This is a genomic window from Parasaccharibacter sp. TMW 2.1891, from assembly GCF_023337675.1.
Classification (GTDB): Bacteria; Pseudomonadota; Alphaproteobacteria; order Acetobacterales; family Acetobacteraceae; genus Bombella; species Bombella apis.
In genome coordinates this window covers 727,194-751,834 of the sequence record NZ_QORT01000001.1, presented here as the reverse complement: position 1 = coordinate 751,834, position 24,641 = coordinate 727,194, and the positions used below count along the sequence as shown (strand labels likewise).

General features: G+C 61.2%; 19 protein-coding genes and 2 tRNA genes. 8 read left to right on the top strand and 13 right to left on the bottom strand.

Features of this window, described 5'->3' with window-relative positions; all coding sequences use genetic code 11:
• Positions 1 to 58 precede the first annotated feature (58 nt).
• The 6 genes from DTJ15_RS03240 to DTJ15_RS03215 all read right to left on the bottom strand — a co-directional run bounded on the left by DTJ15_RS03240 (position 59) and on the right by DTJ15_RS03215 (position 5,888).
• Positions 59 to 1,372, bottom strand: coding sequence for an RsmB/NOP family class I SAM-dependent RNA methyltransferase (locus DTJ15_RS03240; protein WP_249109386.1), 1,314 nt, complete (start codon positions 1,370 to 1,372; stop codon positions 59 to 61).
• A 60-nt stretch (positions 1,373 to 1,432) separates the two neighbouring features.
• Positions 1,433 to 2,917 (bottom strand): IMP dehydrogenase, encoded by a 1,485-nt coding sequence (gene guaB, locus DTJ15_RS03235; RefSeq protein WP_081563087.1) that lies wholly within the window; start codon positions 2,915 to 2,917, stop codon positions 1,433 to 1,435.
• Between the two features lie 144 nt (positions 2,918 to 3,061).
• Positions 3,062 to 4,450: an oxygen-independent coproporphyrinogen III oxidase gene (hemN, locus tag DTJ15_RS03230; protein WP_086431037.1), complete on the bottom strand. Its 1,389-nt coding sequence runs from the start codon at positions 4,448 to 4,450 to the stop codon at positions 3,062 to 3,064.
• Between the two features lie 115 nt (positions 4,451 to 4,565).
• Positions 4,566 to 4,639: transfer RNA gene (locus tag DTJ15_RS03225), tRNA-Gln, on the bottom strand.
• 41 nt (positions 4,640 to 4,680) lie between these two features.
• Positions 4,681 to 4,754 (bottom strand) — tRNA-Gln (locus tag DTJ15_RS03220).
• A gap of 69 nt (positions 4,755 to 4,823) precedes the next feature.
• Positions 4,824 to 5,888 (bottom strand): DUF475 domain-containing protein, encoded by a 1,065-nt coding sequence (locus DTJ15_RS03215; RefSeq protein ID WP_249079515.1) that lies wholly within the window; start codon positions 5,886 to 5,888, stop codon positions 4,824 to 4,826.
• A gap of 85 nt (positions 5,889 to 5,973) precedes the next feature.
• On the opposite strand from DTJ15_RS03215, the gene DTJ15_RS03210 reads away from it, so the two are divergent.
• Complete coding sequence (locus tag DTJ15_RS03210) at positions 5,974 to 6,765, top strand: RlmE family RNA methyltransferase (RefSeq protein ID WP_043560413.1); 792 nt, start codon at positions 5,974 to 5,976, stop codon at positions 6,763 to 6,765.
• Entirely contained in the window at positions 6,755 to 7,618 is an 864-nt protein-coding gene (locus DTJ15_RS03205) for a glycosyltransferase (RefSeq protein WP_249109385.1), read from the top strand. Before DTJ15_RS03210 ends, DTJ15_RS03205 begins: the two co-directional genes overlap by 11 nt.
• 18 nt (positions 7,619 to 7,636) lie before the next feature.
• Here DTJ15_RS03205 and DTJ15_RS03200 read toward each other — a convergent pair whose 3' ends face one another.
• Positions 7,637 to 8,101 carry an Rrf2 family transcriptional regulator gene (locus DTJ15_RS03200; RefSeq protein WP_081563464.1) on the bottom strand — a complete coding sequence of 155 codons (465 nt, stop codon included), beginning with the start codon at positions 8,099 to 8,101 and terminating at the stop codon, positions 7,637 to 7,639.
• Between the two features lie 220 nt (positions 8,102 to 8,321).
• Between DTJ15_RS03200 and hmpA the strand changes: the two genes are divergently transcribed.
• The gene (gene hmpA, locus DTJ15_RS03195) at positions 8,322 to 9,536 is read left to right on the top strand and encodes an NO-inducible flavohemoprotein (protein WP_249109384.1); all 1,215 of its coding nucleotides are present in this window, start codon (positions 8,322 to 8,324) and stop codon (positions 9,534 to 9,536) included.
• Between the two features lie 85 nt (positions 9,537 to 9,621).
• Here hmpA and mfd read toward each other — a convergent pair whose 3' ends face one another.
• A complete protein-coding gene (gene mfd / locus DTJ15_RS03190; protein WP_249109382.1) occupies positions 9,622 to 13,116 on the bottom strand; it encodes a transcription-repair coupling factor in 3,495 nt (1,164 codons plus the stop codon).
• A 106-nt stretch (positions 13,117 to 13,222) separates the two neighbouring features.
• On the opposite strand from mfd, the gene recG reads away from it, so the two are divergent.
• Both recG and DTJ15_RS09090 read left to right on the top strand, forming a co-directional pair.
• Positions 13,223 to 15,325, top strand: a complete 2,103-nt coding sequence (gene recG / locus DTJ15_RS03185) for an ATP-dependent DNA helicase RecG (protein WP_249109381.1) — start codon at positions 13,223 to 13,225, stop codon at positions 15,323 to 15,325.
• Between the two features lie 279 nt (positions 15,326 to 15,604).
• Positions 15,605 to 16,291: a cold-shock protein gene (locus tag DTJ15_RS09090; protein ID WP_081563082.1), complete on the top strand. Its 687-nt coding sequence runs from the start codon at positions 15,605 to 15,607 to the stop codon at positions 16,289 to 16,291.
• A gap of 144 nt (positions 16,292 to 16,435) precedes the next feature.
• Here DTJ15_RS09090 and smpB read toward each other — a convergent pair whose 3' ends face one another.
• From smpB to DTJ15_RS03155, 4 genes are all read right to left on the bottom strand, one after another.
• Complete coding sequence (smpB, locus tag DTJ15_RS03170; RefSeq protein ID WP_081563081.1) at positions 16,436 to 16,939, bottom strand: SsrA-binding protein SmpB; 504 nt, start codon at positions 16,937 to 16,939, stop codon at positions 16,436 to 16,438.
• An 8-nt stretch (positions 16,940 to 16,947) separates the two neighbouring features.
• Positions 16,948 to 17,847, bottom strand: coding sequence for a 4-hydroxy-tetrahydrodipicolinate synthase (dapA, locus tag DTJ15_RS03165; protein ID WP_043560424.1), 900 nt, complete (start codon positions 17,845 to 17,847; stop codon positions 16,948 to 16,950).
• Positions 17,848 to 17,951: 104 nt separating this feature from the next.
• Positions 17,952 to 18,791, bottom strand: a complete 840-nt coding sequence (locus DTJ15_RS03160; protein ID WP_043560427.1) for a prephenate dehydratase — start codon at positions 18,789 to 18,791, stop codon at positions 17,952 to 17,954.
• Positions 18,782 to 19,531 (bottom strand): 3-deoxy-manno-octulosonate cytidylyltransferase, encoded by a 750-nt coding sequence (locus tag DTJ15_RS03155; RefSeq protein ID WP_249109379.1) that lies wholly within the window; start codon positions 19,529 to 19,531, stop codon positions 18,782 to 18,784. The genes DTJ15_RS03160 and DTJ15_RS03155 overlap by 10 nt, the downstream gene beginning before the upstream one ends.
• Before the next feature lie 65 nt (positions 19,532 to 19,596).
• Between DTJ15_RS03155 and DTJ15_RS03150 the strand changes: the two genes are divergently transcribed.
• From DTJ15_RS03150 to DTJ15_RS03140, 3 genes are all read left to right on the top strand, one after another.
• Positions 19,597 to 20,391 (top strand): inositol monophosphatase family protein, encoded by a 795-nt coding sequence (locus DTJ15_RS03150; RefSeq protein WP_086431044.1) that lies wholly within the window; start codon positions 19,597 to 19,599, stop codon positions 20,389 to 20,391.
• Positions 20,392 to 20,473: 82 nt separating this feature from the next.
• Positions 20,474 to 21,739 (top strand): phosphoglycerate dehydrogenase, encoded by a 1,266-nt coding sequence (serA, locus tag DTJ15_RS03145; protein WP_043560435.1) that lies wholly within the window; start codon positions 20,474 to 20,476, stop codon positions 21,737 to 21,739.
• A gap of 94 nt (positions 21,740 to 21,833) precedes the next feature.
• A complete protein-coding gene (locus DTJ15_RS03140) occupies positions 21,834 to 23,330 on the top strand; it encodes a YifB family Mg chelatase-like AAA ATPase (protein ID WP_249109377.1) in 1,497 nt (498 codons plus the stop codon).
• Between the two features lie 3 nt (positions 23,331 to 23,333).
• Here DTJ15_RS03140 and metC read toward each other — a convergent pair whose 3' ends face one another.
• Entirely contained in the window at positions 23,334 to 24,560 is a 1,227-nt protein-coding gene (metC, locus tag DTJ15_RS03135) for a cystathionine beta-lyase (protein WP_086431046.1), read from the bottom strand.
• Positions 24,561 to 24,641 lie beyond the last annotated feature (81 nt).

Genomic DNA, 24,641 nt, shown 5'->3' with positions numbered 1-24,641 from the left:
TGCACAAATCCGCCGCAGGGACAGACAGGAGACCGGATAGCCCGTCCCTGCATGCGTCTCAGCCCTGGGACATTTTTTCCATGGCCGCCACGAAGAAACCATCCGTCCCGAAACCATGAGGCGTCAGGGAGAAAAGTGCCTCCTGCCGCAGTTCTTCCGGCAAAAGGGTGGAACGTTTCTCCGCAGGCAGCAGGGTGTAGGCCTCCTGCCTCTTCAGGAAGGCTTCAATCTGCTTTCCGTTCTCCGCCCCCAGAAGGGAACAGGTGGCATAGACCAGCTTCCCGCCCGGCCGGACGAGACGGGCTGCAATGTCCAGAATGGCTGCCTGCTTGGCGCAGAGTTCCTTGATGTCCTCCTCTGTCAAACGCAGGCGGGCATCAGGATTGCGCCGCCATGTCCCGGTACCGGAACAGGGAGCATCCACCAGTACCGTGTCAAACTGGCCTTCCCGCCGTTTCGCCCATTTGTCGCCTTCACTCAACAGATGCCGTGTCACGTTATGGACATCCGCCCGGCGCAGACGCTTCGTGGCACCATCCAACCGGACCCGGGAGACATCACAGGCCACGATCTGCCCTTTATTCTCCATCGTCATGGCCAGAGCCAGCGTTTTCCCGGCAGCACCGGCGCAGTAATCCAGAAGCCTCTGCCCCGGTCTGGCATCCACGGCAGCTGCGATCAGCTGGCTGCCTTCATCCTGTATCTCTACCAGCCCTTCCCGGAAAAGAGCCGCCGCCGTGACGGGCTGACGCCCTTCAAGCCGGATGCCCCACGGAGAGAGAGCCGTCGGCTCCCCCTGAAAACCTTCCCGCCGGAGACGGCGCAGGGCCTCCTCCCGTGTGCCCTTCAGAAGATTGACCCGCAGGTCCAGGGAGGGTGCCCCCATGAGGGCCCGCATTTCCTCCTCCAGCCTGTCACCAAAATCTTCCACCAGATAAGGGTGCAGCCAGTCGGGATATTCCAGCCGGACCGGCAGTGGCTGCTTTTCGCTGCTGATGTCCTGCCCTTCCAGAGCCTCCAGCATGACCATTTCACGCTCGTTCAGCGGAGCTGGAGCGTAACGCTCCCCGCTGAAAAGGGACTGGATGGATGAAAGGGGCTGCCCGACAAAATGCAGCATGGCCGCACAGAGCAGCCTCGGGGAAACATCCTCATGCCGGTAGCGCAGGTCCGCCCGCAGATGCCAGTGCAGCCGACGCCATGCCCGCAGCACGTCCCACGCAAGGGTGGAAATGGCCCGGCGGTCACCACCACCGATATAGCGGCGTTCACGGAAGAAATTGTTGGCAACGGCATCAGCCGGACGGTGCGGTGCGTTCTGGATCGCACAAAGCAGATCAATCGCACCAGAAAGACGAGCAGCGGGGGTCATGGCCCCCGCCTACTCCGTTTCCTTTCATCAGGAAAGGAAAAAATGACCTTTCAAAGCCAATTAAAGCCGATAGTTGGGAGCTTCCCGGGTGATGGTCACATCATGCACGTGGCTTTCCCGCAGACCCGCATTGGTGATCTTGCGGAAGCGGGCACGGGCCTGAAGATCGGCAATCGTGGCGGAGCCGGTATAGCCCATGCCAGCCCGCAGGCCACCGATCAGCTGGTGTACGACAGCCGCCATCGGCCCCTTGTACGGCACCTGCCCTTCAATCCCTTCCGGCACCAGCTTCAGCGTGTCCCTCACCTCACCCTGGAAGTAACGGTCTGCCGAACCACGGGCCATGGCCCCCATGGACCCCATGCCACGATAAGCCTTGTAGGTCCGCCCCTGATACAGGAAGCTCTCGCCGGGGCTTTCCTCACATCCGGCCAGCATGGAGCCGACCATCACGACATCAGCACCGGCCCCGATGGCCTTGACGATGTCACCGGACGTGCGGATACCGCCATCGGCGATGGCAGGAATGTCCAGCTCATGACAGGCGGCTGCCGTTTCCAGCACGGCGGAGAACTGCGGCACACCCACACCGGCCACGACACGGGTCGTGCAGATGGACCCCGGACCGATGCCGACCTTCACACAGTCTGCACCGGATTCGATCAGCGCCCTGGCAGCTTCTGGCGTGGCCACGTTGCCGGCGATCAGCTGCACGTCGGCATATCTGTCACGCAGGCGGGCCACGGTCTCCAGCACGCCACGGGAATGACCGTGGGCCGTGTCGACCACCAGCACATCCACGCCCGCCTCGACAAGAGCCGCCCCACGGCGGAGACCATCCTCCCCAACGCCGATGGCCGCAGCGCAGAGCAGACGCCCCTCCGCATCCTTCACGGCCAGCGGATGGGTCATGGCCTTGTCCATGTCCTTGACGGTGATCAGACCGATGCAGCGTTCCGCATCGTCCACGACCAGCAGTTTCTCGATCCGATGATCATGCAGCAGCTGGCGGGCCTGATCCGGGGATGCCCCGTGCCGGACCGTGACCAGCCCCTCATGCGTCATCAGGTCCCGCACACGGGTATTTTTATCTTCGGTAAAGCGCATGTCACGGTTGGTCAGAATACCAACCAGCCTGCCATCCTTCTCCACGACCGGGAGGCCGGAAATGCCATGGTGGGCCATGATCTCATGAACATCGCTCAGCGTCTGGTCCGGCCCCACCGTAACGGGATTGACCACCATGCCAGCCTCAAAACGCTTCACACGACGGACCTGCTCGGCCTGTCCTTCCAGCGTCAGATTCTTGTGGATGACACCCATGCCGCCCTGCTGCGCCATGGAGATGGCCATTTCCTCTTCCGTCACCGTATCCATGGCGGAAGAGAGCAGCGGAATGTTCAGCTCCAGCTTGCGGGTAAGACGTGTCTTCGTGCTGACCTGACCGGGAAGAACCGATGATTCAACCGGCTCGATCAGCACGTCATCAAAGGCCAGGGCATCACGCACACGGCTGTAAAGTTTGTCATTCTGGAAATTGGTCATGATGCCTACGCCCTCGCTCGTGCGTCCTGTTCAATACAACTAGGTCAGCCTACCACCACTGAAAGGGTAATTAAGCTGTTGGCAGGGTCTCATAACGCACTCTGTAACCATAGGCAAAGGAAAACAGACTGCAGCCTGCTCTCCTCACAGGGAGGAAGAAAAACGGGGGACTGGTTTCCCCTCGCCTGCTGCGGCCAGTTCCTTGCGCCGTGTATCGAATACGGCCGCCAGATGCCGCAGGAAGGGGCCGCCCTTTTCTGTCAGGCTCACCCGGTTGCCCTCCCAGCGGATCAGCCCGTCCTCCTCGAAAGGACGCAGGGCTTCCAGCTCTTCTGCAAAAGCCTGTTCCAGACCCTGTCCTGACGGGATGTAGGGTGTCAGGTCCACGCCCGAAAGGCACATGACGGTCTCGATCACCTTCCCCCGCCAGCGGTCCTCCTCCGTACGGAACACCCCCCGGGCAACGGGAAGGCCATCATGCTCCTTCAATGCCCGGATATAAGCCGCCGTAGACGGAATGTTCTGGTAGAATCCGTCAGGTGTCATGGAAATGGCCGATGCTCCCATCCCCAGCAGGACGGGTGATGAATCGATCGTATAGCCCTGAAAATTGCGATGCAGCGTACCGGCCTCATAGGCATGGGCCATGGCATCTTCAGGATGGGCATAATGGTCCAGCCCGATGGGCTTGTAGCCTTCCTCAACCAGAACACGGTCGATCCTGTCCGCCTGCTGCAACCGCTCTTCCGAAGATGGGAGAGAGTCTTGCGGGATGAGCTGCTGGCGTTTCTGTTTCCACGGGACATGGGCATAGCCGAAAACAGCCAGACGGTCTGGCCTCATTCCAGCAACACGCCGGGCCGTGTCCTGTACGCTCTCGACTGTCTGATAGGGCAGGCCATAGATCAGGTCGATATTCACCCCATTCACCCCTGCCGCACGGGCCTGCTCCACACAGGCCAGCGTCTGCTCGTAAGACTGCACACGCCCACAGGTCTCCTGCACAATACGATCAAGGTCCTGCACACCGAAACTGATGCGGTTGAAGCCCAGCTCGGCCAACAGGGGCAGCATGCCCTCCGGCACATGACGGGGATCCATCTCCATGGCGATTTCAGCATCATCAGCCAGCCGGAACTGTTCCCGCACTGCGGACATTACGTTACGCAGGGCCGTTTCTGGCAGGGTTGTCGGTGTGCCGCCACCAAAATGGAGATGCCGGACCACACGCCCTTGCCCAACCAGTGCAACGATACGGTGCATCTCCTCCAAAAGAAGGTCACCATAGGCTGCCCGTGCCTCTTCCTGCCGCATCACTGCCGTGTTGCAGGCACAGAAGCGGCACAGCTCGTCACAAAACGGGACGTGGAAATACAGGGAGACGGACTGCTCTGGCGGCAGGGCCTTCAGCCAGTCTGCCACCTCCTGCGGCCCGATGGCATCAGAAAAACTGACCGCCGTAGGATAGCTGGTATAGCGTGGCAGGTTGCCGCCATAACGGGCGATCAGGTCAGGAGAAATATTTGCAGCCACAGTCTCACCATAATCCAGTCTCGGTCAGGGAGCTTCTGCTTACAGCGGCGCACCCTGTTACGCAAACCACCCCATGGGCAGAATGTAACGGAACGATTAACCTGTCTGAGAAAAATGGCTGGGAGACCTGGATTCGAACCAGGGCTGACCGGGTCAGAGCCGGTAGTTCTACCGCTAAACTATCTCCCAAGCGGTCGGGGCTTCCCCCTGGAGCAAACACACCACATGACTGGCTGGGAGACCTGGATTCGAACCAGGGCTGACCGGGTCAGAGCCGGTAGTTCTACCGCTAAACTATCTCCCAAGCGGCGTTTGCTGGAGGGGTTCTAGCCCCATTCCCCCCACGACGCAAGGGGGATGGGAAAGTTTTTCCTTATTTTACCGGACGCCGGAGTGCGCTGGCCAGAAATGCTCCACCAATCAGGACAAGCCCGACAAGCCCCGTCACCCACTCCGGCACCTCCACCAGCACGCTGACCAGCATCAGGAGGGAAAGGATGAAAATGGTGTAAAACGCCCCATGCTCCACATAGACATACTCGGCCAGAGCATTCGTTTTCAGCATGGAGAGTGTCATGGAACGGACAAACATCGCCCCCACGCCCAGCCCCAGCGCAATGACAACTGGGTCCGTCGTGATCGCAAAGGCCGAGATGACACCATCAAAGGAAAAACTGGCATCAATGAATTCCAGATACAGAAAGGTCAGCAGCCCCCCGCCAGCCGCCATGCGGGACGCCCCCGGCTCGCCTATCAGCCAGACCAGCGTTTCCTTGCCCAGAATATAGGCCGCAATCCCCCCGCAGCCCCAGAACAGGAAGGCCATCGGGTCATGCCCCTGCCCTATCAGGCGGGTGATGAGCATGAGAACTGCCAGTGTCAGCCCGACCGGCAGGGCTGACACTCCGCCCAGACGGGCTGCCGGACGCTCCAGCCATGAGAGCCAGTGATGCGTCTTGTCATCATCCAGAAAATAGTTCAGCGCAATCAGCAGAAGGAACGACCCACCAAAAGCGGAAATCATGTCCTTTGCCCCCAGCATGATGGCGGCATAACGCTGCGGCTCCATGATGGCGAGACGGGCCGCCTGCCATGGTGACAGCCCGGCCACCAGAGCGACCAGAAGCACGGGGAACAGGAACCGCATCCCCAGTACGGAAAGAGGCATCCCCCAGCTGATGTACCGCTTCTGCCAGCGTGGCGACATGGTTTTGAGGATGCCATAATCCACGATGGCATTATCCATGGATTCAGCCGTTTCCATCAGGGCAAGAATGGCCACGCCCTCCACACCCATGAGAGCACCGTACAGGCTGGGCGTATGTCCGTACCCCAGAGCGGCACCAACACACAGGGCCAGAGCGGCCAGAACAAAAGCGGCGTAAAACTGTCTCAAGAGCTGTACCTGTTTCTCAAGATGATGAGCCTTTCTGCTCATGATCCCTCATCCCTTACAGGCAAAAAGGGGCAGGCAGCAACGGACAGGCTTTGCAGGGCGACAGTAAGAGCCTATCTTTCCCTCCATGAGTCCGAAACACACGCCTCCTTCCTCCCGCCGGCCAAAGGGCGGTGCCACGCCACCCCGCATCCCCGGCAAACCCCTGCGCCACTCCCGCACGCCCGGCACCCGGGATACGGCGGATGACGCCGCCACCTCCCAGACACTGCGAACCCAGACCGTAAAACTCCGCAAGGCACGGGGCCGCACGCCGGCGCAGCAGCGCTGGCTGAACCGCCAGCTGAACGACCCCTACGTGACAGCGGCACGACAGCAGGGCTGGCGCTCCCGTGCCGCCTTCAAGCTGCTGGAAATGGATGACCGCTTCCACTTCATCAGGCCCGGAAGCCGGGTGGTGGACCTCGGGGCCGCCCCGGGAGGCTGGGCACAGATTGCCGTCAAGCGTGGAGCTGCCAAGGTGATCGGCGTGGACCTGCTGCCGGTGGACCCGGTGCCGGGGGCCGAGATCATCGAGGGTGACTTCATGGAGGCCGACATGCCGGAGCGGCTCCAGGCCATGCTGGGCGGGCGGGCTGATCTCGTCATGTCCGACATGGCACCGAACACGACCGGCCATGCCGCAACCGATCATATCCGCATCATGGCCCTGGCCGAAAATGCCCTGGATTTCGCCCTGAAGATATTGGCCGAGGACGGAGCCTTCATCGCCAAGGTCTTTCAGGGAGGGTCCGAAAAAGACATGCTGGACCTGATGAAACGCAATTTTGCCGTCGTCAAGCACGTCAAACCCCCTGCCTCCCGCAAGGAATCGAGCGAGCTTTACGTCATTGCCACGGGTTTCCGTGGTGAGCCGTGAGTTCAACGACTATCCGGAACCGATTCGGAACCTCTTCATAGGGGCGCTCTGCGGCCATCAGGACGCCTGCTTTGCCCTTCTGCCGATCGGTCTGGAACAGTCCCTGTTTCCGGTCCTGTCCCGCTGCGTTCCACAGGAATTCCCCCGGAACATTCCGAAGCACATTGCCCAGTTCTGGGACAGCCCTGAACCGCCGGAAGACGTCCAGGCTGCCATGAAAGGCATCCGGAATGACAACCCGGCTTTCTCCTACCATCTGGAATGTGATGCCTCCGCCCGGGTGTTCATCCATGACCACTATGGCGCCAGCATCACCGCCCTCTATGACGTCTGCCCTCACCCGGCCATGCGGTCGGACTTCTGGCGGCTCTGCTACCTGCATGTAAAAGGCGGCGTCTATATTGATGCGGATGTAACAAGCCGTGCCCCTCTGACAGACATAACCAGAGGCACACATTTCAGGACGCTGTTACCTTATTCCGTCGGCGAACCATGGTGCCTCGACAACGACGTGCTCATCCAGGAGGCTGGCAACCCTCTCATGCAGCATATCATGGAAACCATGTTCCAACGGGTCCGGCACATTCTGGAAACCGGCTATTTTGAAAATGTCTGGGTCTCGACCGGCCCCGGCGCCATGGTTGTCGGCACGATGAGCTGGATCGCCCACACCCTGAAAAACCAGAAAGTTCCATTCCATGAGATCAGCCAGTTCCTGATGGCAGCAGGAATCGCCTTTGTTGCCCATCGTCAGGTCGAGCAGACACTCGATACCTGCTCACACTTTGCCTACCAGAGCACCAATGCCAACTGGCGAAAATTCATGAAGTGGCCTGACAGCAACACCCCCTGATCCTGACAGCAACATCCATCACCGTTCCGCTCCAGTCATCATTTCCTGCACGGCCTGCATCAGGACACTTCGCTCATGAGGGGCCGTGACATCGGCCAGCGTGACTTCATCCAGCACATCCATGAAAGCGAATCGGGCTTTCAGCAGCGTCTGTTTCAGACGGCAGCCACCAACCAGAATGCAGCCAGAGGCTCCCTCCTCCTTGCCCATGCAGCCGACAAGGGCGAGATCATCCTCCGTGCAGCGGACAATGTCTCCCAGATAGATCTCCTCAGCATTCCTGCCCAAACGCAGCCCACCATTGCGGCCACGCAGCGTCTTGATGAAGCCGTGCCGCCCCAGCCTGTGCACGACCTTGACCAGATGATTCTCTGATATGCCGTACACGCGGGCAATCTCGCCAATGGAGACGAGACGCTCCTTCTGTGTCTCCAGATAGATCAGGGACCTGAAGGCATAGTCGGTATAGAGGGTCAGACGCATTCCGGGAGCTTCCTTCCGGTCGTGTTTCAGATGATCCGGCGTCACTCCAAGCCTGCATGCAAAAGAGGAGACGTGGTGGCAGTGGCTCCTTCTCCGAAACTAACAGAAAGATGACATCTGCCAACCTGTTTCCTTGCCTCGTCTCTTCCGGCTTGACAACGGCTGGTATCGACCTATTTTAAAGGTGTATTTTTTATACACCTTTTAGAGAGTGTGATCCTTGTCCATTTCCCTCACCCCACAGACCCGTACCATCGTCAAAGCCTGTATTCCTGCCCTGGAGGCTCATGGCGTCGACATCACCAGAGAGATGTATCGCCGCCTTCTGAGTGATGAAAACATCCGAGACCTCTTCAACATCTCCCATCAGAAAAATGGCGACCAACCCAGGGCCCTGGCCTATGCCGTCCTCGCTTATGCCCGCCATATTGACGGTCCCACGGCCCTGAAGGACATGATCGAGCGTATTGCCGAAAAACATGTCGGGCTGAACATCCTGCCAGAACATTACCCCCATGTTGGCACAGCGCTGCTTGGGGCCATTGCCCATGTCCTGGGAGAGCAGGCCACACCTGAAATCATGGAGGCATGGAAAGAGGCTTATGGGTTTCTGGCTGACGTATTGATCAACCGGGAACGGCAGATATATGAGGACCACGCCGCCAGAAAAGGCGGCTGGACAGGATGGCGTGCCTTCCGCATCGCCAATAGGCATGAGGAAACGGCTGACACCGTCTCCTTCATCCTTCAGCCGGTGGATGGCCAGCCCGTCATGCAGCACCAGCCGGGCCAGTATCTCAGCTTCCGGCTGAACATCCCTGGCCATGGCCCGGAGCGCCGCAATTACAGCATCTCATCAGCCCCGGCAGATGACCATTACCGCATCACTGTCAGGAAACAGGAAGACGGCGTCGTGTCCCGCTGGTTCCATGACGATGTCCGGACAGGTGATACTCTGGATGTCTCTGCTCCAGCCGGTGATTTCTTCCTGCAATCTTCCTCCGAAAGGCCACTGTGCTTCATCTCTGCTGGTGCAGGCATCACGCCTGTCATGTCCATGATGGAAGCACTGACCACCCGCACTTCACATCCGGCCATCCATTTCATTCATGGCACCCAGACAGCAGACAACGAAATTTTTGCCCGCAAAACCCATGGCCTGGCTGCCTGCGGAGCCATTACGGCAGACCTGTTCTACAGCCAGATGAACAGCCTTCCACAACGGACAGATGGCCTGAACTGCCATACTGGACGCCTCACACCCTCATGGCTGAAAGCGCATAAGGACAGACAGGCTGATTTCTATATCTGTGGCCCGACAGAGTTCATGGTCAGCATGATCCACACCCTGCGGGAGCAGGATATTCCCATGGATCGCATCCATTATGAAATGTTCGGCTCTGCATCCACCCCCTATCTCGTCACACAGGCCTGAACCTGTCCGACACCGCAACAACATGAAAAATGGGGCGGCACCATTATTGCCGCCCCATTCCTGCTTTGCGGGTTGAAAGCAACCTTCAGCCTGCCTCGGTCGGGCGAACCTTCTCCAGCAGCTTGGTCAGAGAAGCCAGAATCTTCCGGGCCATGCTGATACGCACGGCATTGGTCATTTCCCGCACCATGGCCAGCTTGTGGTCAGGCCGTATCTTCACACCGGCCTTCTCATTGCGGGCCACCCAGCGGATCAAACCATCAGGGTTGCCGAACCTGTTCCTGCGGAACTGGAGGACCATGCCTTTCGGGCCTGCCTCCAGCCGCTCCACGCCCGTCTCACGGCAGAGCTTCTTGATCATCACGACATCCAGAAGGTTCTCCACCTCCTGCGGCAGAGGACCGAAACGGTCCACCAGCTCAACCCGCATGGCGTCCACATCCGCCTCATCCTTCAGGGCGGCAATGCGGCGGTACAGGCCAAGACGGACGGGCAGGTCCTTCACATAGTCCTCCGGCAGCAGCACCGGCAGGCCGAGGATGATGTTCGGCGTCCAGCCCGTATCTTCCTCCTCGCCTTCGTTCCTCATCCGGCGCAGGTCCGTCACGGCGTCCTGAAGCATCTGCTGGTACAGCTCGATTCCCACCTCCTTGATGTGACCGGACTGCTCATCCCCCAGCAGATTTCCTGCCCCTCGCAGGTCAAGGTCATGAGAAGCCAGCGTGAAGCCCGCCCCAAGGGAATCAAGCGTCTGCATGATCTCCAGCCGCTTGACGGATGAAGCCGACAGGACATGCGTCTGCGGCCAGGTCAGATAGGCATAGCCCCGCTGCTTGGCCCGCCCCACACGGCCCCGCAGCTGGTAAAGCTGCCCAAGGCCGAACATGTCCGCCCGATGAATGATGATCGTGTTGACCCGGGGCATGTCCAGCCCACTCTCCACGATGTTGGTGGAAAGCAGGATGTCGTATTTCCCCTCCGAGAACTCCGTCATCACCGTTTCCAGCTCGGTGGGAGTAAGGCGGCCATGAGCCTCCGTAATGCGGGCATCGGGCACGATCTCCCGCAGCCGGTCGGCCATGTGCCGCATGTCCGTCAGACGGGGCACCACGCAGAAGACCTGCCCTCCCCGGAAGCGTTCCCGCTGGATGGCCTCATGAATCATCACCCGGTCAAAAGGCGTGATGAAGGTGCGTACGGACAGACGGTCCGTCGGCGGGGTGGCGATCAGGCTCATTTCCCGCACGCCGGAAAGGGACAGCTGAAGCGTCCGTGGCAGGGGCGTGGCGGACAGCGTCAGCACATGCACGTCTTCCCGCAGGGCCTTCAGCTTCTCCTTGTGGGACACGCCGAAATGCTGTTCCTCGTCAATGATGAGCATTCCCAGCCGTTCGAACGACACGGCTTTCGAGAGCAGCGCATGGGTGCCGATAACAATGTCCACCGTTCCATCGGCCAGCCCTTCCCGCACCTTCGTGGCTTCCTTGGCCGTGACCATGCGGGAGAGCTGCTCCACCTTCACGGGCAGCCCCTCGAACCGCTTCCTGAAGCCGATATAATGCTGCCGGGCCAGAAGGGTCGTGGGTACGACCACCGCCACCTGCATCCCGGACATGGCCGCCACGAAAGCTGCCCGCAGGGCCACCTCTGTCTTGCCGAAGCCCACATCACCGCAGACGAGCCGGTCCATCGGCTTGCCACTGCTCAGGTCCTCCAGAACGTCCGCAATGGCCCGTGACTGGTCTTCCGTCTCCATGAAGGGGAAACGGGCGCAGAATTCATCCCACATCCCTTCAGCCGGAGCCATGATGGGAGCTTCCTTCATGGCACGGGCCGCCGCCGTGCGGATCAGCTCGCCGGCCATTTCCCTCAGGCGGGTCTTCATCTTCGCCTTGCGGGCCTGCCACGAGCTGCCGCCCAGACGGTCGAGCTGCACCGCCCCCTGCTCGGAGCCGAAACGGCTCAGCAGATCAATATTTTCCACGGGCAGAAGAAGCCGCTGCTCACCATCATACAGGATGGAGAGATAATCATGGGCCACACGCCCTTCCCGCACCGTCTCCAGCCCGACATAACGGCCAATGCCGTATTCCTCATGCACGACGAGATCGCCCTCTGAAATCTCGCCGATCTGCGTGATGAAGTCATTGCCCTTGCGCCTGCGCCGGGGCGGACGGGCCAGACGTTCCCCCAGCAGGTCCTGTTCGGACACGAAGGCCAGACGCTCCCCGGTGAAGCCCCGTTCCATGCCCAGCACGACAAGCCCGACAGCCCCACGGGCCATGCCCGCCGCCTGCGCCCAGTCATCGAAACTCTCGCAGGGAATATCATGGTCCCGCAGCAGGCTGCTGATCCGCTCCCGGGAGCCGTTGCTCCAGGCCGTCAGATAGGTCCGCCGTCCCTGCTTCGCCCAGTCCTGCACATGGGTGGAGAACTGGTGGAAGACCCCTTCCCGTCCGGCACCGCCCATGCTGGCAAAGACCGGACCCGGCCTGTACCCGGCATCCACGCCTTCTGCGCCATCGGGCTGGGCGAAAGGTGACAGCAGGACGGTGGGGTGACCCTTCAGCATCCCGTCCCAGCCATGACGGTTCAGATAGAGCCGGTGCGGTGGCAGGGGCCGATAGGGCAGCTCCCCCTCATGCCCGGCGGCACAGCGGGCCTGATAATGGTCGGCGATCATGTCCAGCCGTGCCGTCAGGATTTCCGGCGTGTCCCGTTCGAAACTCAGGGCGGCATCCGGCAGGTAATCCAGCAGGGTTTCCATATGCTGGCCGTCGCCGTCATGGAACAGTGGCAGATAATGCTCTGCTCCACTGGCCCTGCGTCCTTCCAGAAGCTGGCGGTAGAGAACATCCTCCATCGCTCCCACGCCGAACACGTCCCGCCAGCCCGTCTGGAAGCGGCTCAGGCTGGGCTTGTCCAGCGCATATTCCGAAACCGGCGTCAGGCTGAACTCCGTCCGCTGGTCCGTGGACCGCTGGGTGGCGGCATCAAAACTGCGGATATTGTCCACCTCATCCCCGAAGAGGTCCAGCCGGACAGGCTCCCCGGAATCAGCGGGATAAAGATCGAAAATGCTGCCCCTCATGGCGAACTCGCCACGTTCCATCACCGTATCCACACGGCTGTAGCCGTTGCCCACGAGCCGTTCCGCCAGACTGGTCGCATCCAGCGTATCACCGACCTTCACATGGATGGTCTGCCCCGCAAAGGCCGCACGGGGCGGCACACGCTGGAGCATGGCATGGATGGTCGTCAGCACGATGCGGCCCGTCTTGGGCCGTGGCTCCAGAAGGTGGCTCAGCGTGGCGGCACGCTCGGCCACGATGGAAGGATTGGGGGAAATCCGGTCATAAGGCAGACAGTCCCATGCCGGAAAGCGCAGGACGGTGACTTCCGGCATCAGCCAGCCCAGCATGTCCGCCAGAGACGCCAGGGCAGCGTCATCATGTGCCACATGAACAAGCGTCCCCTCATGTTCCGCCAGACGCTGAAGGAGCAGGAATGCCACCGCCCCATCAGGCACCCCCCAGACTGTCGGACCAAAGGACGCAACGGCAGAACGATCAACAGGCATCAGGGCGGGCTCTCCACTAAGGACATTTTTATTATCGGCCGGTTCTGCTACCCTATAGCCCTCCACAGCCCCCCTGTCAGCCCGGAAGCCACCCGCCCCCGATGCCATGCCCCTAGCTCCCCCTTCCGCACGGATTGCGCCACTTCTGGCTCCCATCAGCAGCCTGCCGGGCACAGGCCCCCGCCACGCCACGATGCTGGGCCGGATCAGCGGCGGCAGGCGGATCATCGACCTGCTCTTCACCCTGCCAGAAAAGCTGATCGACCGGCGCAGGCTCATGAGCGTCGCCGAGGGGCGGAAACTGCCAGCGGGCGACATCCTGACAAGCCGTGTCCGTGTGACAGGCATCCGCCGCCCCGTCCGCTCCTCCCAGCCCACCATCCTGACCACCAGAGACAGCACCGGCACGCTGGAGATCACCTTCTTCCAGAAGGGGCGGCTCTTCCTCCCCCCAGAGGGGGCAGAAATCCTCGTTTCCGGCAAGGTCGGGCATTACCATGACCGGCTGACCCTCTCCCGCCCGGACCACATCATGGCCTGGGAAAAGAAGGACAGATTCCCGTGGCTGGAACCGGTCTGGCCCCTCACGGCCGGGCTGTTTCCCTCCACCGTGCGGAAAGCCATGCAGGCCGCCCTGGCCCTGATCCCGCCCGACCTCCCGGAATGGCTGGACCCGCCCCTGGTGAAAAAACGGAACTGGCCCAGCTTCGCCACGGCTCTTGGGCTGATGCACTTCCCCGAGACGCTGCCTTCCGACGACGACCCTACTCCCATTCTGGAGCGTGCCCGTGCCCGGCTGGCAGCCGATGAAGTTCTGGCGGACCAGCTCTGCCTGGGGCTGGCCCGGATGCAGGCCCGGACACGCACGGGCCGCCCGCTGGCGGGCGATGGCTCCCTGCGCCGTACCCTGCTTGAGCGTTTCGGCCATGAACCCACACCGGCGCAGCGACGTGTCATGGCCGAAATCGCAGCGGACATGGAGCGTCCCGCCCCCATGATGCGCCTGCTCCAGGGGGATGTCGGCGCCGGAAAAACGCTTGTCGCCCTGACGGCCATGCTCCAGGCCGTCGAGGCCGGAACACAGGCCGCCTTCATGGCCCCGACGGAGATCCTTGCCCAGCAGCATGCCAGCACGTGCGAGGCCCTGTGCCCGGTGCCGTTCGTGTTTCTCAGCGGCTCCGTCAAGGGGAAGGCACGGCGGGTCGCACTGGCGAAACTGGCCGATGGCCATGCGAAGATCGCCATAGGCACCCATGCACTCTTTCAGGATGGCGTCACCTTTGCCGACCTCGGCCTGGCCGTCATCGACGAGCAGCACCGCTTCGGCGTGGAGCAGCGCATGAGGCTGGCCAGCAAGGGGGCAGCCACCGACCTTCTCGTCATGACCGCCACCCCCATCCCCCGCACCCTGCAACTGACAGAATGGGGCGAAATGGGCGTGAGCCGGCTGGACAGCAAGCCAGCCGGGCGCCAGCCCATCCATACGACCGTGCACAACATGGGCAAGCTGGACGACATCTTTGCCGGCATGAAACGGGCCCTGGACCAGGGGAAGCAGATCTTCTGGGTCTGCCCCCTCATCGAGGAGAGTGAAACGCAGAGTGCCGCAGCGGCAGAAGAACGTTGGGCGGAGCTCACAAAACGTTTCGGCCCCATCATCGGGCTGGCTCATGGCAGGCAGGACATCGACACGAGGCAGAACGCCCTGACGGCCTTCCAGAAAGGCCAGACCCGCCTGCTGGTCGCCACCACGGTCATCGAGGTCGGCGTGGACATTCCCAATGCCACCATCATGGTCATCGAACAGGCCGAACGCTTTGGTCTGGCCCAGCTGCATCAGCTGCGTGGCCGTGTCGGCCGGGGGGCACAGAAATCCTTCTGCCTGCTGCTGCACAGTGAAGGCACCAGCTTCACAGCCCAGCGTCGCCTCCACCTCCTGCGGGATACGGAGGATGGCTTCCTGATTGCCGATGAAGATTTCCGCATCCGTGGTGGTGGCGACCTGACAGGCAACCGACAGTCCGGCCTGCCGGGCTTCCGGCTGGCCGACCCGACCCGCCTCTCCCTGCTTCTGACAGCCATGCGGCAGGACAGCCAGCGTGAACTCACCCGCAACCCCGACCTGACAGGGCCAAGGGGAGAGGCCCTCCAGGACCTCCTGCATCTGTTCGACCGGGCCATACCGGACAGACTGCTTGTATCTGGCTGAAATAAAAGACTGTCACAGAAATTGTTAACAATATTTGTTCAGCCATAAACTTACATTATTGTCATCTCTACGAAGGAGTGGCCTACAATTAGACTTCCAGATGACGCAGCATAATAACGGCAGAAAAAATTATCGTAATTTCATCTTTTTCCTTGTGGCTTAATTGAAAAAACATGCTACCGTCAGAAGTGGAACATGCAGGCATGTTTCCAACATAATGACCCTGAGGGAGCGGATCGACCGCTTCCTCCCTGATGACCCCAGTACGGGACGAGACCCTTGAGAAATAATAGATCCGACCGCAGCTCCTTTTCCTCTCGCCGCGGCGGTTTTGACCGCGATTTCATGACCCAGCCTTCCTATTTTGATGATCGCGGCAGTTACGATGCCCCGCGTGGCGGTGGTTTTGGCGGTGGCGCCCGCCGTGGCGGTGGCCGTGGTGGCCCGCAGATCACCCCGACAGGTCCGGAGATCACCGGTACCGTCAAATGGTTCAACACCGAGCGTGGCTTTGGCTTCGTTGGCCTGAGCGATGGCAGTGGCGATGTTTTCCTCCATGCCAACACGATCAGCGCCCTCGGCCATGCTGAGCCTGCACCGGGAACGACCGTTGTTGTCCGTGTCGGCCAGGGGCCGAAAGGCCGCCAGGTGGCTGAGGTGATTTCTGTCGATGCCAGCACGGCCACAGCAGAAGCCCCCCGTCGCCCTGCCCCCATGCGCCAGGAACGTTTCCATCCTGCTCCGGACCTGTCCCAGGCCGAGGAAATGCGTGGAATCGTCAAGTGGTACAACACCACGAAGGGCTTCGGTTTCATTACGCCTGAGACAGGTGGCAAGGATGTGTTCGTCCACGCCTCTGCTCTGGAGCGCTCTGGCCTGCATGGTCTGGCTGATGGCCAGCAGATCGGCATGAAGGTTGTTCAGGGACACAAAGGCCCTGAGGCTGTAGAGATTACAGCCGAATAAGACAGTCTTCCGCATCCGCTGAAGAAAAACCCCACGGCCCGCAAGGAACGTGGGGTTTTCTGTATCCTCTGCCCACAACCAGCAGAAACGGGCATCCCATCCTGCTACTACTGGCCCCGGGGCAGCTTTAACGGGGAATTCCCCTCAATAATCTCCACGCCCTTTGTTACGGAGCAGACGGGCCTTGTCTCGCTGCCAGTCACGGTCTGCAATGGCGTGGCGTTTGTCTTCCTTCTTGCGCCCCTTACCAAGACCAAGTGTCACTTTGGCTACACCACGGGCATTGAAGTGAATGTCCAGCGGAACCAGTGAAGCCCCGGCTCTGGTGACCTCTCCAATATATTTGGCCAGCTGTTTGCGGTGCAGCAGCAGCTTGCGAGGAGCCCGTGTATCAAACCGGGACAGCACCCCTCCCTGATATTCCGGAATATAGGAATTGATGAGCCACAGCTCACCATTCCGTTCTACGGCGTAGGCCTCGGTCAGTGTTGCTCGGCCCATGCGAAGGCTCTTGACCTCCGGCCCCTTGAGAACAAGACCCGCTTCAACCGTTTCCAGAATGGTATAGTTGAAACGGCCCTTCCTGTTCTGCGCAGCGATGCCATGGGAAATGAGCCCACCTTTTGTTTTTTTCTTGCTGGCTGCCATGGTCCGTCTTAATCCAGAAGGCCAAGCAAACGCAGAGCCTCGTCCACACGCTTCTTCGTTCCTTCCGTCGGCTCCACCATTGGCAGGCGCAGCGTGGATTCGCACAACCCGAGACGGGACATGGCGTACTTTGCCGGGGCTGGGCTGGTCTCGGCAAACAGGGCATCATGCAGCGGCAGCAGCCTGTCCTGAAGAGCAATGGCCTCCTGCACCTTCCCTTCCCGCCAGAGACGGTGGAGCTGGGAGCAGAGATCCGGTACCACGTTGGACGTCACACTGATGCAGCCGTGCCCTCCGGCGGCCAGAAAGGACAGGATGGTCCCATCCTCACCAGAAAGCTGGTTGAAGTCCGCCCCAGCCTCCCGCCGCACGGCCAGCGGACGGGAAAGATTGGCCGTAGCATCCTTCGTACCGACAATGTTCGGGTGCTTGGCCAGACGCCCCAGGGTCTCCGGCGTCAGGTCCACAACGGAACGGCCCGGGATGCAGTACAGCCAGAGCGGCAGCGGCGTGGCGTCAGCCACCGTCATGAAGTGGCGGTACAGCCCTTCCTGCGTCGGCTTGTTGTAATAGGGAACGACCACCAGCAGGGCATCGGCCCCCACCTTGTGAGCATGACGAGCCATACCCACAGCCTCATGTGTGCTGTTGGAGCCTGCTCCGGCCATCACGAGCGCACGGCCAGCAGCCACCTCCACACAATGCTCCACGACACGGCCATGTTCCGCATGGGAGAGCGTCGGGCTTTCCCCCGTTGTCCCGGACGGAATGAGGCCTGTCGTCCCGCCCTGGATCTGACGCTCGATCAGCCTGGTAGCGGCCTGCTCGTCCAGCGTGCCGTCCTTCTTCATGGGGGTGATCAGGGCGGTCAGCGAGCTGTGGTACCGTTCATTGATATTCTGTGCCATCTCTTTACTCTCCACCCTTGTCCCTGCTCATAAAAATCCGTGGGCTGACCTCGCCAGCCGACATTCTGCTGCCATTATAGTGAGACCTCTCCGCTGGAGAAAGGTCACATCTCATCCCGAAACGAACTCCGCCGGTAGGTGCCCAGCACATGATGATCCTGGCTCACCCCTGCCAGCTCCAGAAGAGCCTCCCGAACTCCCCTGTCATCCGGCGCCCCCTCAATGTCCATCAGAAAACGGGATGCCTCAAAAGAGCCTCCCAGCATGTAGCTTTCAATCCGTGTCATGTTGACCCCATGCCGTGCAAAACAGGCCAGAACATCACACAATGCCCCCGGCACATGCCGGACATGAACGATCAGCGTCGTCATCATCGGCTGGCCTGCCACGGATTCCACCACAGCGTCCGGAGGGGCCACACGGTAGAAACGGGTGGTATTGTGGGCAGCATCTTCCACATTGCGCAGAAGAACTTCGAGCCCGTTCAGCTCTCCAGCTAGGGAGGACGCCACCGCCGCCTCTTCCCTGCGCCCCCAGCCTGCCACAAGCTCGGCGGCTCCCGCCGTGTCAAACTCTGTTACCGGCTCCAGATCATACCGTGCCAGAAGACCCCGGACCTGCGCCATCGCCACAGGGTGCGTATGGACACGCTTCACATCTTCAAGCCGTGCCCCCTTCACACCCAACAGACAGTGTTCCACCCGCTGGAAATGCTCCCCCACGATCTTCAATCCCGCTTCCGGCAGCAGCGCATGGATCTCTGCCACACGACCGGCAAGGGAATTCTCGCATGGCAGAAGGGCCTCATCCGCCAGACCATCCCGCACGGCCTCGATCGTCTCGGCAAAGCTGCGACAGGGCAGCGTGGCCCAGCCCGGACGTGTGGCCCGGCAGGCCAGATCGGAATAAGCTCCCGGCCGCCCCTGAAACGCAATTACCGGCATGATGGCTGCTCCCCCACTCTGGCCCGGACTCTCGCAAGGTCTTCCGGCGTATCCACCCCCAAGGGAGCCGTGGCAATCCGGGCACAGCCAATCGTCATGCCCGCCTCCAGCGCACGGAGCTGCTCCAGCTTTTCCCGCTCTTCCAGCCCGGAGGGCGGCAGGGTAACGAACCGGGCCAAGGCCTCACGACGCCACGCATAGACACCCACATGATGCCAGTACACGCCCTCACCCCACGGAATCACGGACCGGGAAAAATAGAGTGCCCGGGCCACGTCATCGTCACTCTGGAAACTACAGGCCACCTTCACGACCGACTCGGCGTCACGCTCCTCGGGACTCTGCACCGGGGCAACCAGTGTCCCGATGTCGAACCGCCCTTCTGCCAGTGGGCGCAAGGCCTGCTGGAGGGTCTCCGGTTCCACAAGAGGGAGGTCACCCTGAAGATTGATCACGCAGTCATGCCGCCTCTGCGGGTCGTGAGCTTCAATCGCCGCCTGCACCCTGTCCGATCCGCTTGGCAGGGCCGGGTCTGTCAGAATGGCCTTCACCCCCGCCATGCCTGCCACAGCGTCCCGGATTTCCTCATCTCCGGCCGCCACGAGGACAGGCCCCAACCCGGCCGCCACAGCCCGGCGGGCGACATGAACGATCATGGGCTCGCCATCAATCTCGGCCAGAGCCTTGCGTGGAAGCCTTGTGGAGGCAATTCTGGAGGGAATGACAATAATCGGTTGCATGATCCCTGATTGCCGTGCGGTCCTGTCCACGTCAATCAACCCAGCAGGAAAAAGGCACAATCCTCATGCGTCAGTCTGATCTTTCCTCCCATCTGGCCCTTGCCCAGCGCTGCGCCGATGCTGCCCGACAGGTCATCCTGCCGTATTTCCGCCAGTCCCTCACCATCATCTCCAAGGCCGATGACAGCCCCGTCACCTTGGCCGACCGGGAAGCCGAATCTGCCATGAGGGCCATTCTGGAAAAGCATGTTCCCCATCATGCCATCCTGGGCGAAGAGGCCGGTGCCTCTGGCACTCCGGGGAAAGACTGGCTCTGGGTGCTGGACCCCATTGACGGCACACGCTCCTTCGTAACGGGCCGACCAAGCTTCACGACACTGATCTCACTGTTTCATGAAGGCCGTCCCGTACTGGGCCTGATCGACCAGCCCGTCACCAATGAACGCTGGCTCGGGCTGGATGGTGAATCCAGCCGCTATGTCGCCCCGCACATGCCCGGCACCATCGGCACCCGGCAGACTGTCCGCCTCAAAGAGGCTGAGCTTTCCTGCACGGCACCGGAAATCTTCCGTCCTGCCCAGTTCCGGCAGTTTCAGGCACTTCAGCAAAAAGTCCGCCGGACCTCATGGGGAGGAGATGCCTACGCTTACGGACTGTTGGCTCTGGGACAGATCGACCTCATTGCGGAAGATACGCTCAAACCATGGGACTGGGGCCCACTGGCCCCCATCATCAGGGGGGCCGGTGGCAGCCTGACGGACTGGTCCGGCGCCCCGCTGACACTGGAAAGTGACGGCACCGTACTGGCCTGTGCCAGCACACCCCTGCGTGATGAGGCCATGGAAGCCCTTTCCACCTGACGATCTGTCCATTACACATAGATAACGATTCTTCACGAGGTCACGCCTGCTGACCCGGTTCCCACGATGAAGGTTACCCGCCATGCCCCTCTCCCTCGCCAAAGACAGAATCAACATTCTTCTGCTGGAAGGCATCCATGACAGTGCCGTCAACTATCTGGAACAGCAGGGCTACGCCTCTGTCACCCGGCTGAAAGGCGCCCTGGAAGGCGATGCCCTCAAGGAAGCCCTTCAGGGGGTCCATATGGTCGGCATTCGCAGCCGGACGCAGCTGACAGCCGATATCATCAACTCTGCCAACCGCCTCATGGCCATTGGGTGCTTCTGCATCGGCACCAACCAGGTGGACCTCAAGGCTGCCCGGATGGCCGGGATTCCCGTCTTCAATGCGCCTTTCAGCAACACCCGTTCCGTGGCCGAGCTGGTCATGGGCGAGATCGTGATGCTGCTGCGCCGCATTCCGTCCCGCTCGGAGGCCTGCCACAAGGGGGGCTGGGAAAAGTCCGCCAACAATGCGTGGGAAGTCCGCGGCAAGACGGTCGGCATCGTGGGCTACGGCTCCATCGGGTCCCAGCTGTCCGTTCTGGCCGAATCCTTCGGCCTGCGGGTGCTCTTTTACGACATCGCCCCCCGCCTGCCACACGGCAACGCCATTGCCGTCAGCTCTCTGGAAGAGCTGCTGGGCCAGTCCGACATCGTGACGCTGCATGTTCCTGAAACACCGGAAACGCAGAACATGATCGGCGAGGCTGAAATCCGGGCCATGAAGCCGAACTCCATTCTGCTCAACAACGCCCGTGGCACGGTGGTGGATATTGAAGCCCTGGCCCGTGCCCTGAAGGACGGCCACCTGATGGGTGCGGCCATCGACGTCTTCCCCGTGGAACCGAAGAGCAGTCAGGAGCGCTTCACCTCTCCGCTCCAGGGGCTGGAAAACGTACTGCTGACCCCACACATCGGTGGCTCCACCATGGAAGCACAGGAGCGCATCGGTGTCGAAGTCGCCCAGAAGCTGGTGGATTATTCTGATGTCGGCTCCACCATCGGGGCTGTCAACTTCCCACAGGTTCAGCTGGGTGAGCGCCCCGGCGGGATGCGCTTCATGCATGTCCACTCCAACCAGCCGGGCATCCTTGGGCAGATCAACGACATTTTTGCCAAAGCCGCCTGCAACCTGACGGCCCAGTTCCTCCAGACAGATGGTGAGCTTGGCTACGTCGTGACCGAAGCCGAAGCACAGGAAGGCCAGAATGTCGCCGAACTGGAAAAAGAGCTTCTGGAGCAGCTCCGTAGCCTGAAAGGAACCCTGCGGGCCCGCTCCATCCGTCCGGTCCCGGCTGAAGACTGAGCCGTCCTGCTGCCCTGTCCGGTCTGCTTCTGACAATCGCCCGGCAGGTCCACTGTCGGGCGGTTTCATATCCGACCCACAAGGACTTCTGATCATGGCCACCACCCCGCCCGCTCTTGCCCGCATCCAGAGCGTCACCTTCTCTGGAATCGATGCCTTGCCTGTCATGGTGGAAGTTCAGATTTCCAGCGGGCTGCCATCCTTCATCATTGTCGGAATGCCCGCCCGGGCCATTGCCGAATCCCGGGAGCGTGTCCGTGCGGCACTCTCCGCCATGGGGCTGGCCCTCCCTCCGAAACGGATCCTCGTCAATCTCACCCCGGCCGACCTCCCCAAGGAAGGAGCCCATTTCGACCTCCCCATCGCTCTGGGCCTGCTTGCCGCCATGGGTGTCATCCCGGCCGACTCCATCACGGCCCTGACCGCTTTGGGTGAAATCGCCCTTGATGGAACGGTCACCCCTGTAAACGGCATCCTCTGCGCCGCCCTGACAGCATCGACCCAGGGCCAAGGGCTGATCTGCCCAGCATCGCAGGGGGCAGAGGCACGCTGGGGCCATCCGGCCCTTGAGATCATCGCCACGCCATCCCTCACGGCATTGATCGGCCATCTCCGCAAAGAACAGCCCCTGCCGGATGAACCCCCTCCTACCCCCCAGCCTCCCGATTATGGCCTCGACCTCCGGGATGTGAAGGGCATGATGCAGGCCCGTCGTGTGCTGGAAATTGCCGCCGCAGGTCGTCACTCCCTGCTCATGTCTGGCCCGCCCGGGTCTGGAAAATCCATGCTGGCCAGCCGTCTGCCCGGTATCCTGCCTGATCTCTCTGCGACGGAAATCCTGGAGACCAGCCGCATCCACAGCATTGGTGGCCTGTTGCCTGCCGGGCAGCTTGTCAACCGTCCCCCCTATCGGGCGCCACACCACAATACGACACTGCCTGCTCTGGTCGGTGGCGGTCCAAAAGCCATGCCCGGCGAGGTCAGCCTCGCCCATAATGGCGTCCTGTTTCTGGATGAACTCCCTGAATTTCCCCGCAACTGTCTTGAAGGACTGCGCCAGCCTGTCGAATCAGGTGAGGTCACCATCTCCCGTGCCGCACGGCATACACACTATCCGGCCCGTTTCCAGCTTGTTGCCGCCATGAACCCCTGCCGCTGCGGGTATGTCCATGATGCCGAGCGTTCCTGCAACCGGGCACCACGCTGCGCACAGGATTATACGGCCCGCATCTCCGGCCCGATGCTGGACCGCATGGATCTGTGCGTTCATATCCACTCCCTTTCACCTCTGGCCATCAGCAGTGCCCCCACAGGGGAAAGCAGCGCAGAGGTACGGGCCAGAGTGCAAAAGGCCTATGATCGGCAGATGGAACGACAGGGAACCTGCAACAGCACCATGCCCCCCGATGGGTTCCTCTTCGAAGCGGACGCCCTGGCTCTTGCAGAACAGGCAGCCCTGCGGATGAAACTTTCACACCGTGGCATCACACGCATGTTCCGTGTCGCCCGCACGATTGCCGATCTGGACGGCACGGAAACCGTGCAGAAACACCATGCGGCAGAAGCTCTCTCCTACCGCACCCCGCTCTGAAGATCAGGAAGACAGTCCATCCAGCCCACGGGCCAGATCAGCCTTCAAATCCGCCACGTCCTCCAGCCCGACCTGAATACGGAAGGCTGCGCCCTTCGGCAAACCCTCTTCATGATGTCGTGTCAGTCCCCCGGATGTCGGCAGGACAAGACTTTCATACCCCCCCCAACTGGCTCCAATGCTGAAGAGGTTCAGTCCGTTCAGCATGGCGACCATGGCTTCCTGCGTGATCCCTTCAACCAGCTCCACACCGAACAGACCACTGGCATCCGTGAAATCACGCTTCCATATCTCATGCCCCGGACAGCCCGGCAGGGCTGGATGCCGCACATGGGCGACCTCCGGGCGACTCTCCAGCCAGAGGGCCAGCTCATAAGCGGAGCGGGCCTGCTGGGCCAGACGGACAGCCATGGTCTTCAGGCCCCGCAGGGTCAGCCAGCAGTCATCCGGGGCACCGCAGGCTCCCAGCTCGATGGCGGCACGGCGCAGGGCCTGCCAGTGTTCCTGCCGCTGGACCGTGATGGACCCGAGAATCACATCCGCATGGCCGCTGGGATATTTCGTCAGGGCCTGAATGGACACATCCACCCCATGCGTGAAGGGCTGGAACGCCCCGATCCCCCATGTATTGTCCAGCAGCAGCCGTGCCCCGGCTCCGTGTGCCAGACGGGCGATCCGGGGAACGTCCTGCACCTCGAACGTATGACTGCCCGGGCTTTCGGCAAAAACCACGGCCGTGTTGGGCCGGAGATGCGCCCGCAGGGTGGCTTCATCCGCACGGGGCGGATAAAAGCCGGTCTCAACCCCAAAACGGGCCAACATTCCCAACGCAAAACGCCGTGTCGGACCATAGACGGAATCTGGCAGAAGCAGATGGTCCCCGCTCTTCAGGAACGCCAGCAGAGCCACGCTACAGGCTGCCAGACCGGAATTGACAACCTGCGTATGGCTTCCGCCTTCCAGGGCTGCAATCACCTGTTCCAGCCTGTGCTGGACGGGGTTGCCCATGGCGCCATAAACAAGCCTGTGATCGTAGGCATGAACGCCCTGGGCCTCCATGTCCTCAACCGTCGGGAACACGACCGTTGAACCACGCTCAACCGGCATGTTGACAAACCCGCCTTCCCGACCCGGCTGCTGACGCCCGGCGTGGGTCAGAAACGTCGCAAATTTCTGCCAGCCCTCACCAATGACAGACCCTGCCCCTATGGTCCTGCTCCTGCTCTTCATACCTGTCACTCCTGCTATCCATGCGGGTCGGACAGACATTTTCCCTTCTTCACGAAGAGACGCAACCCCCCTTCATGAAGC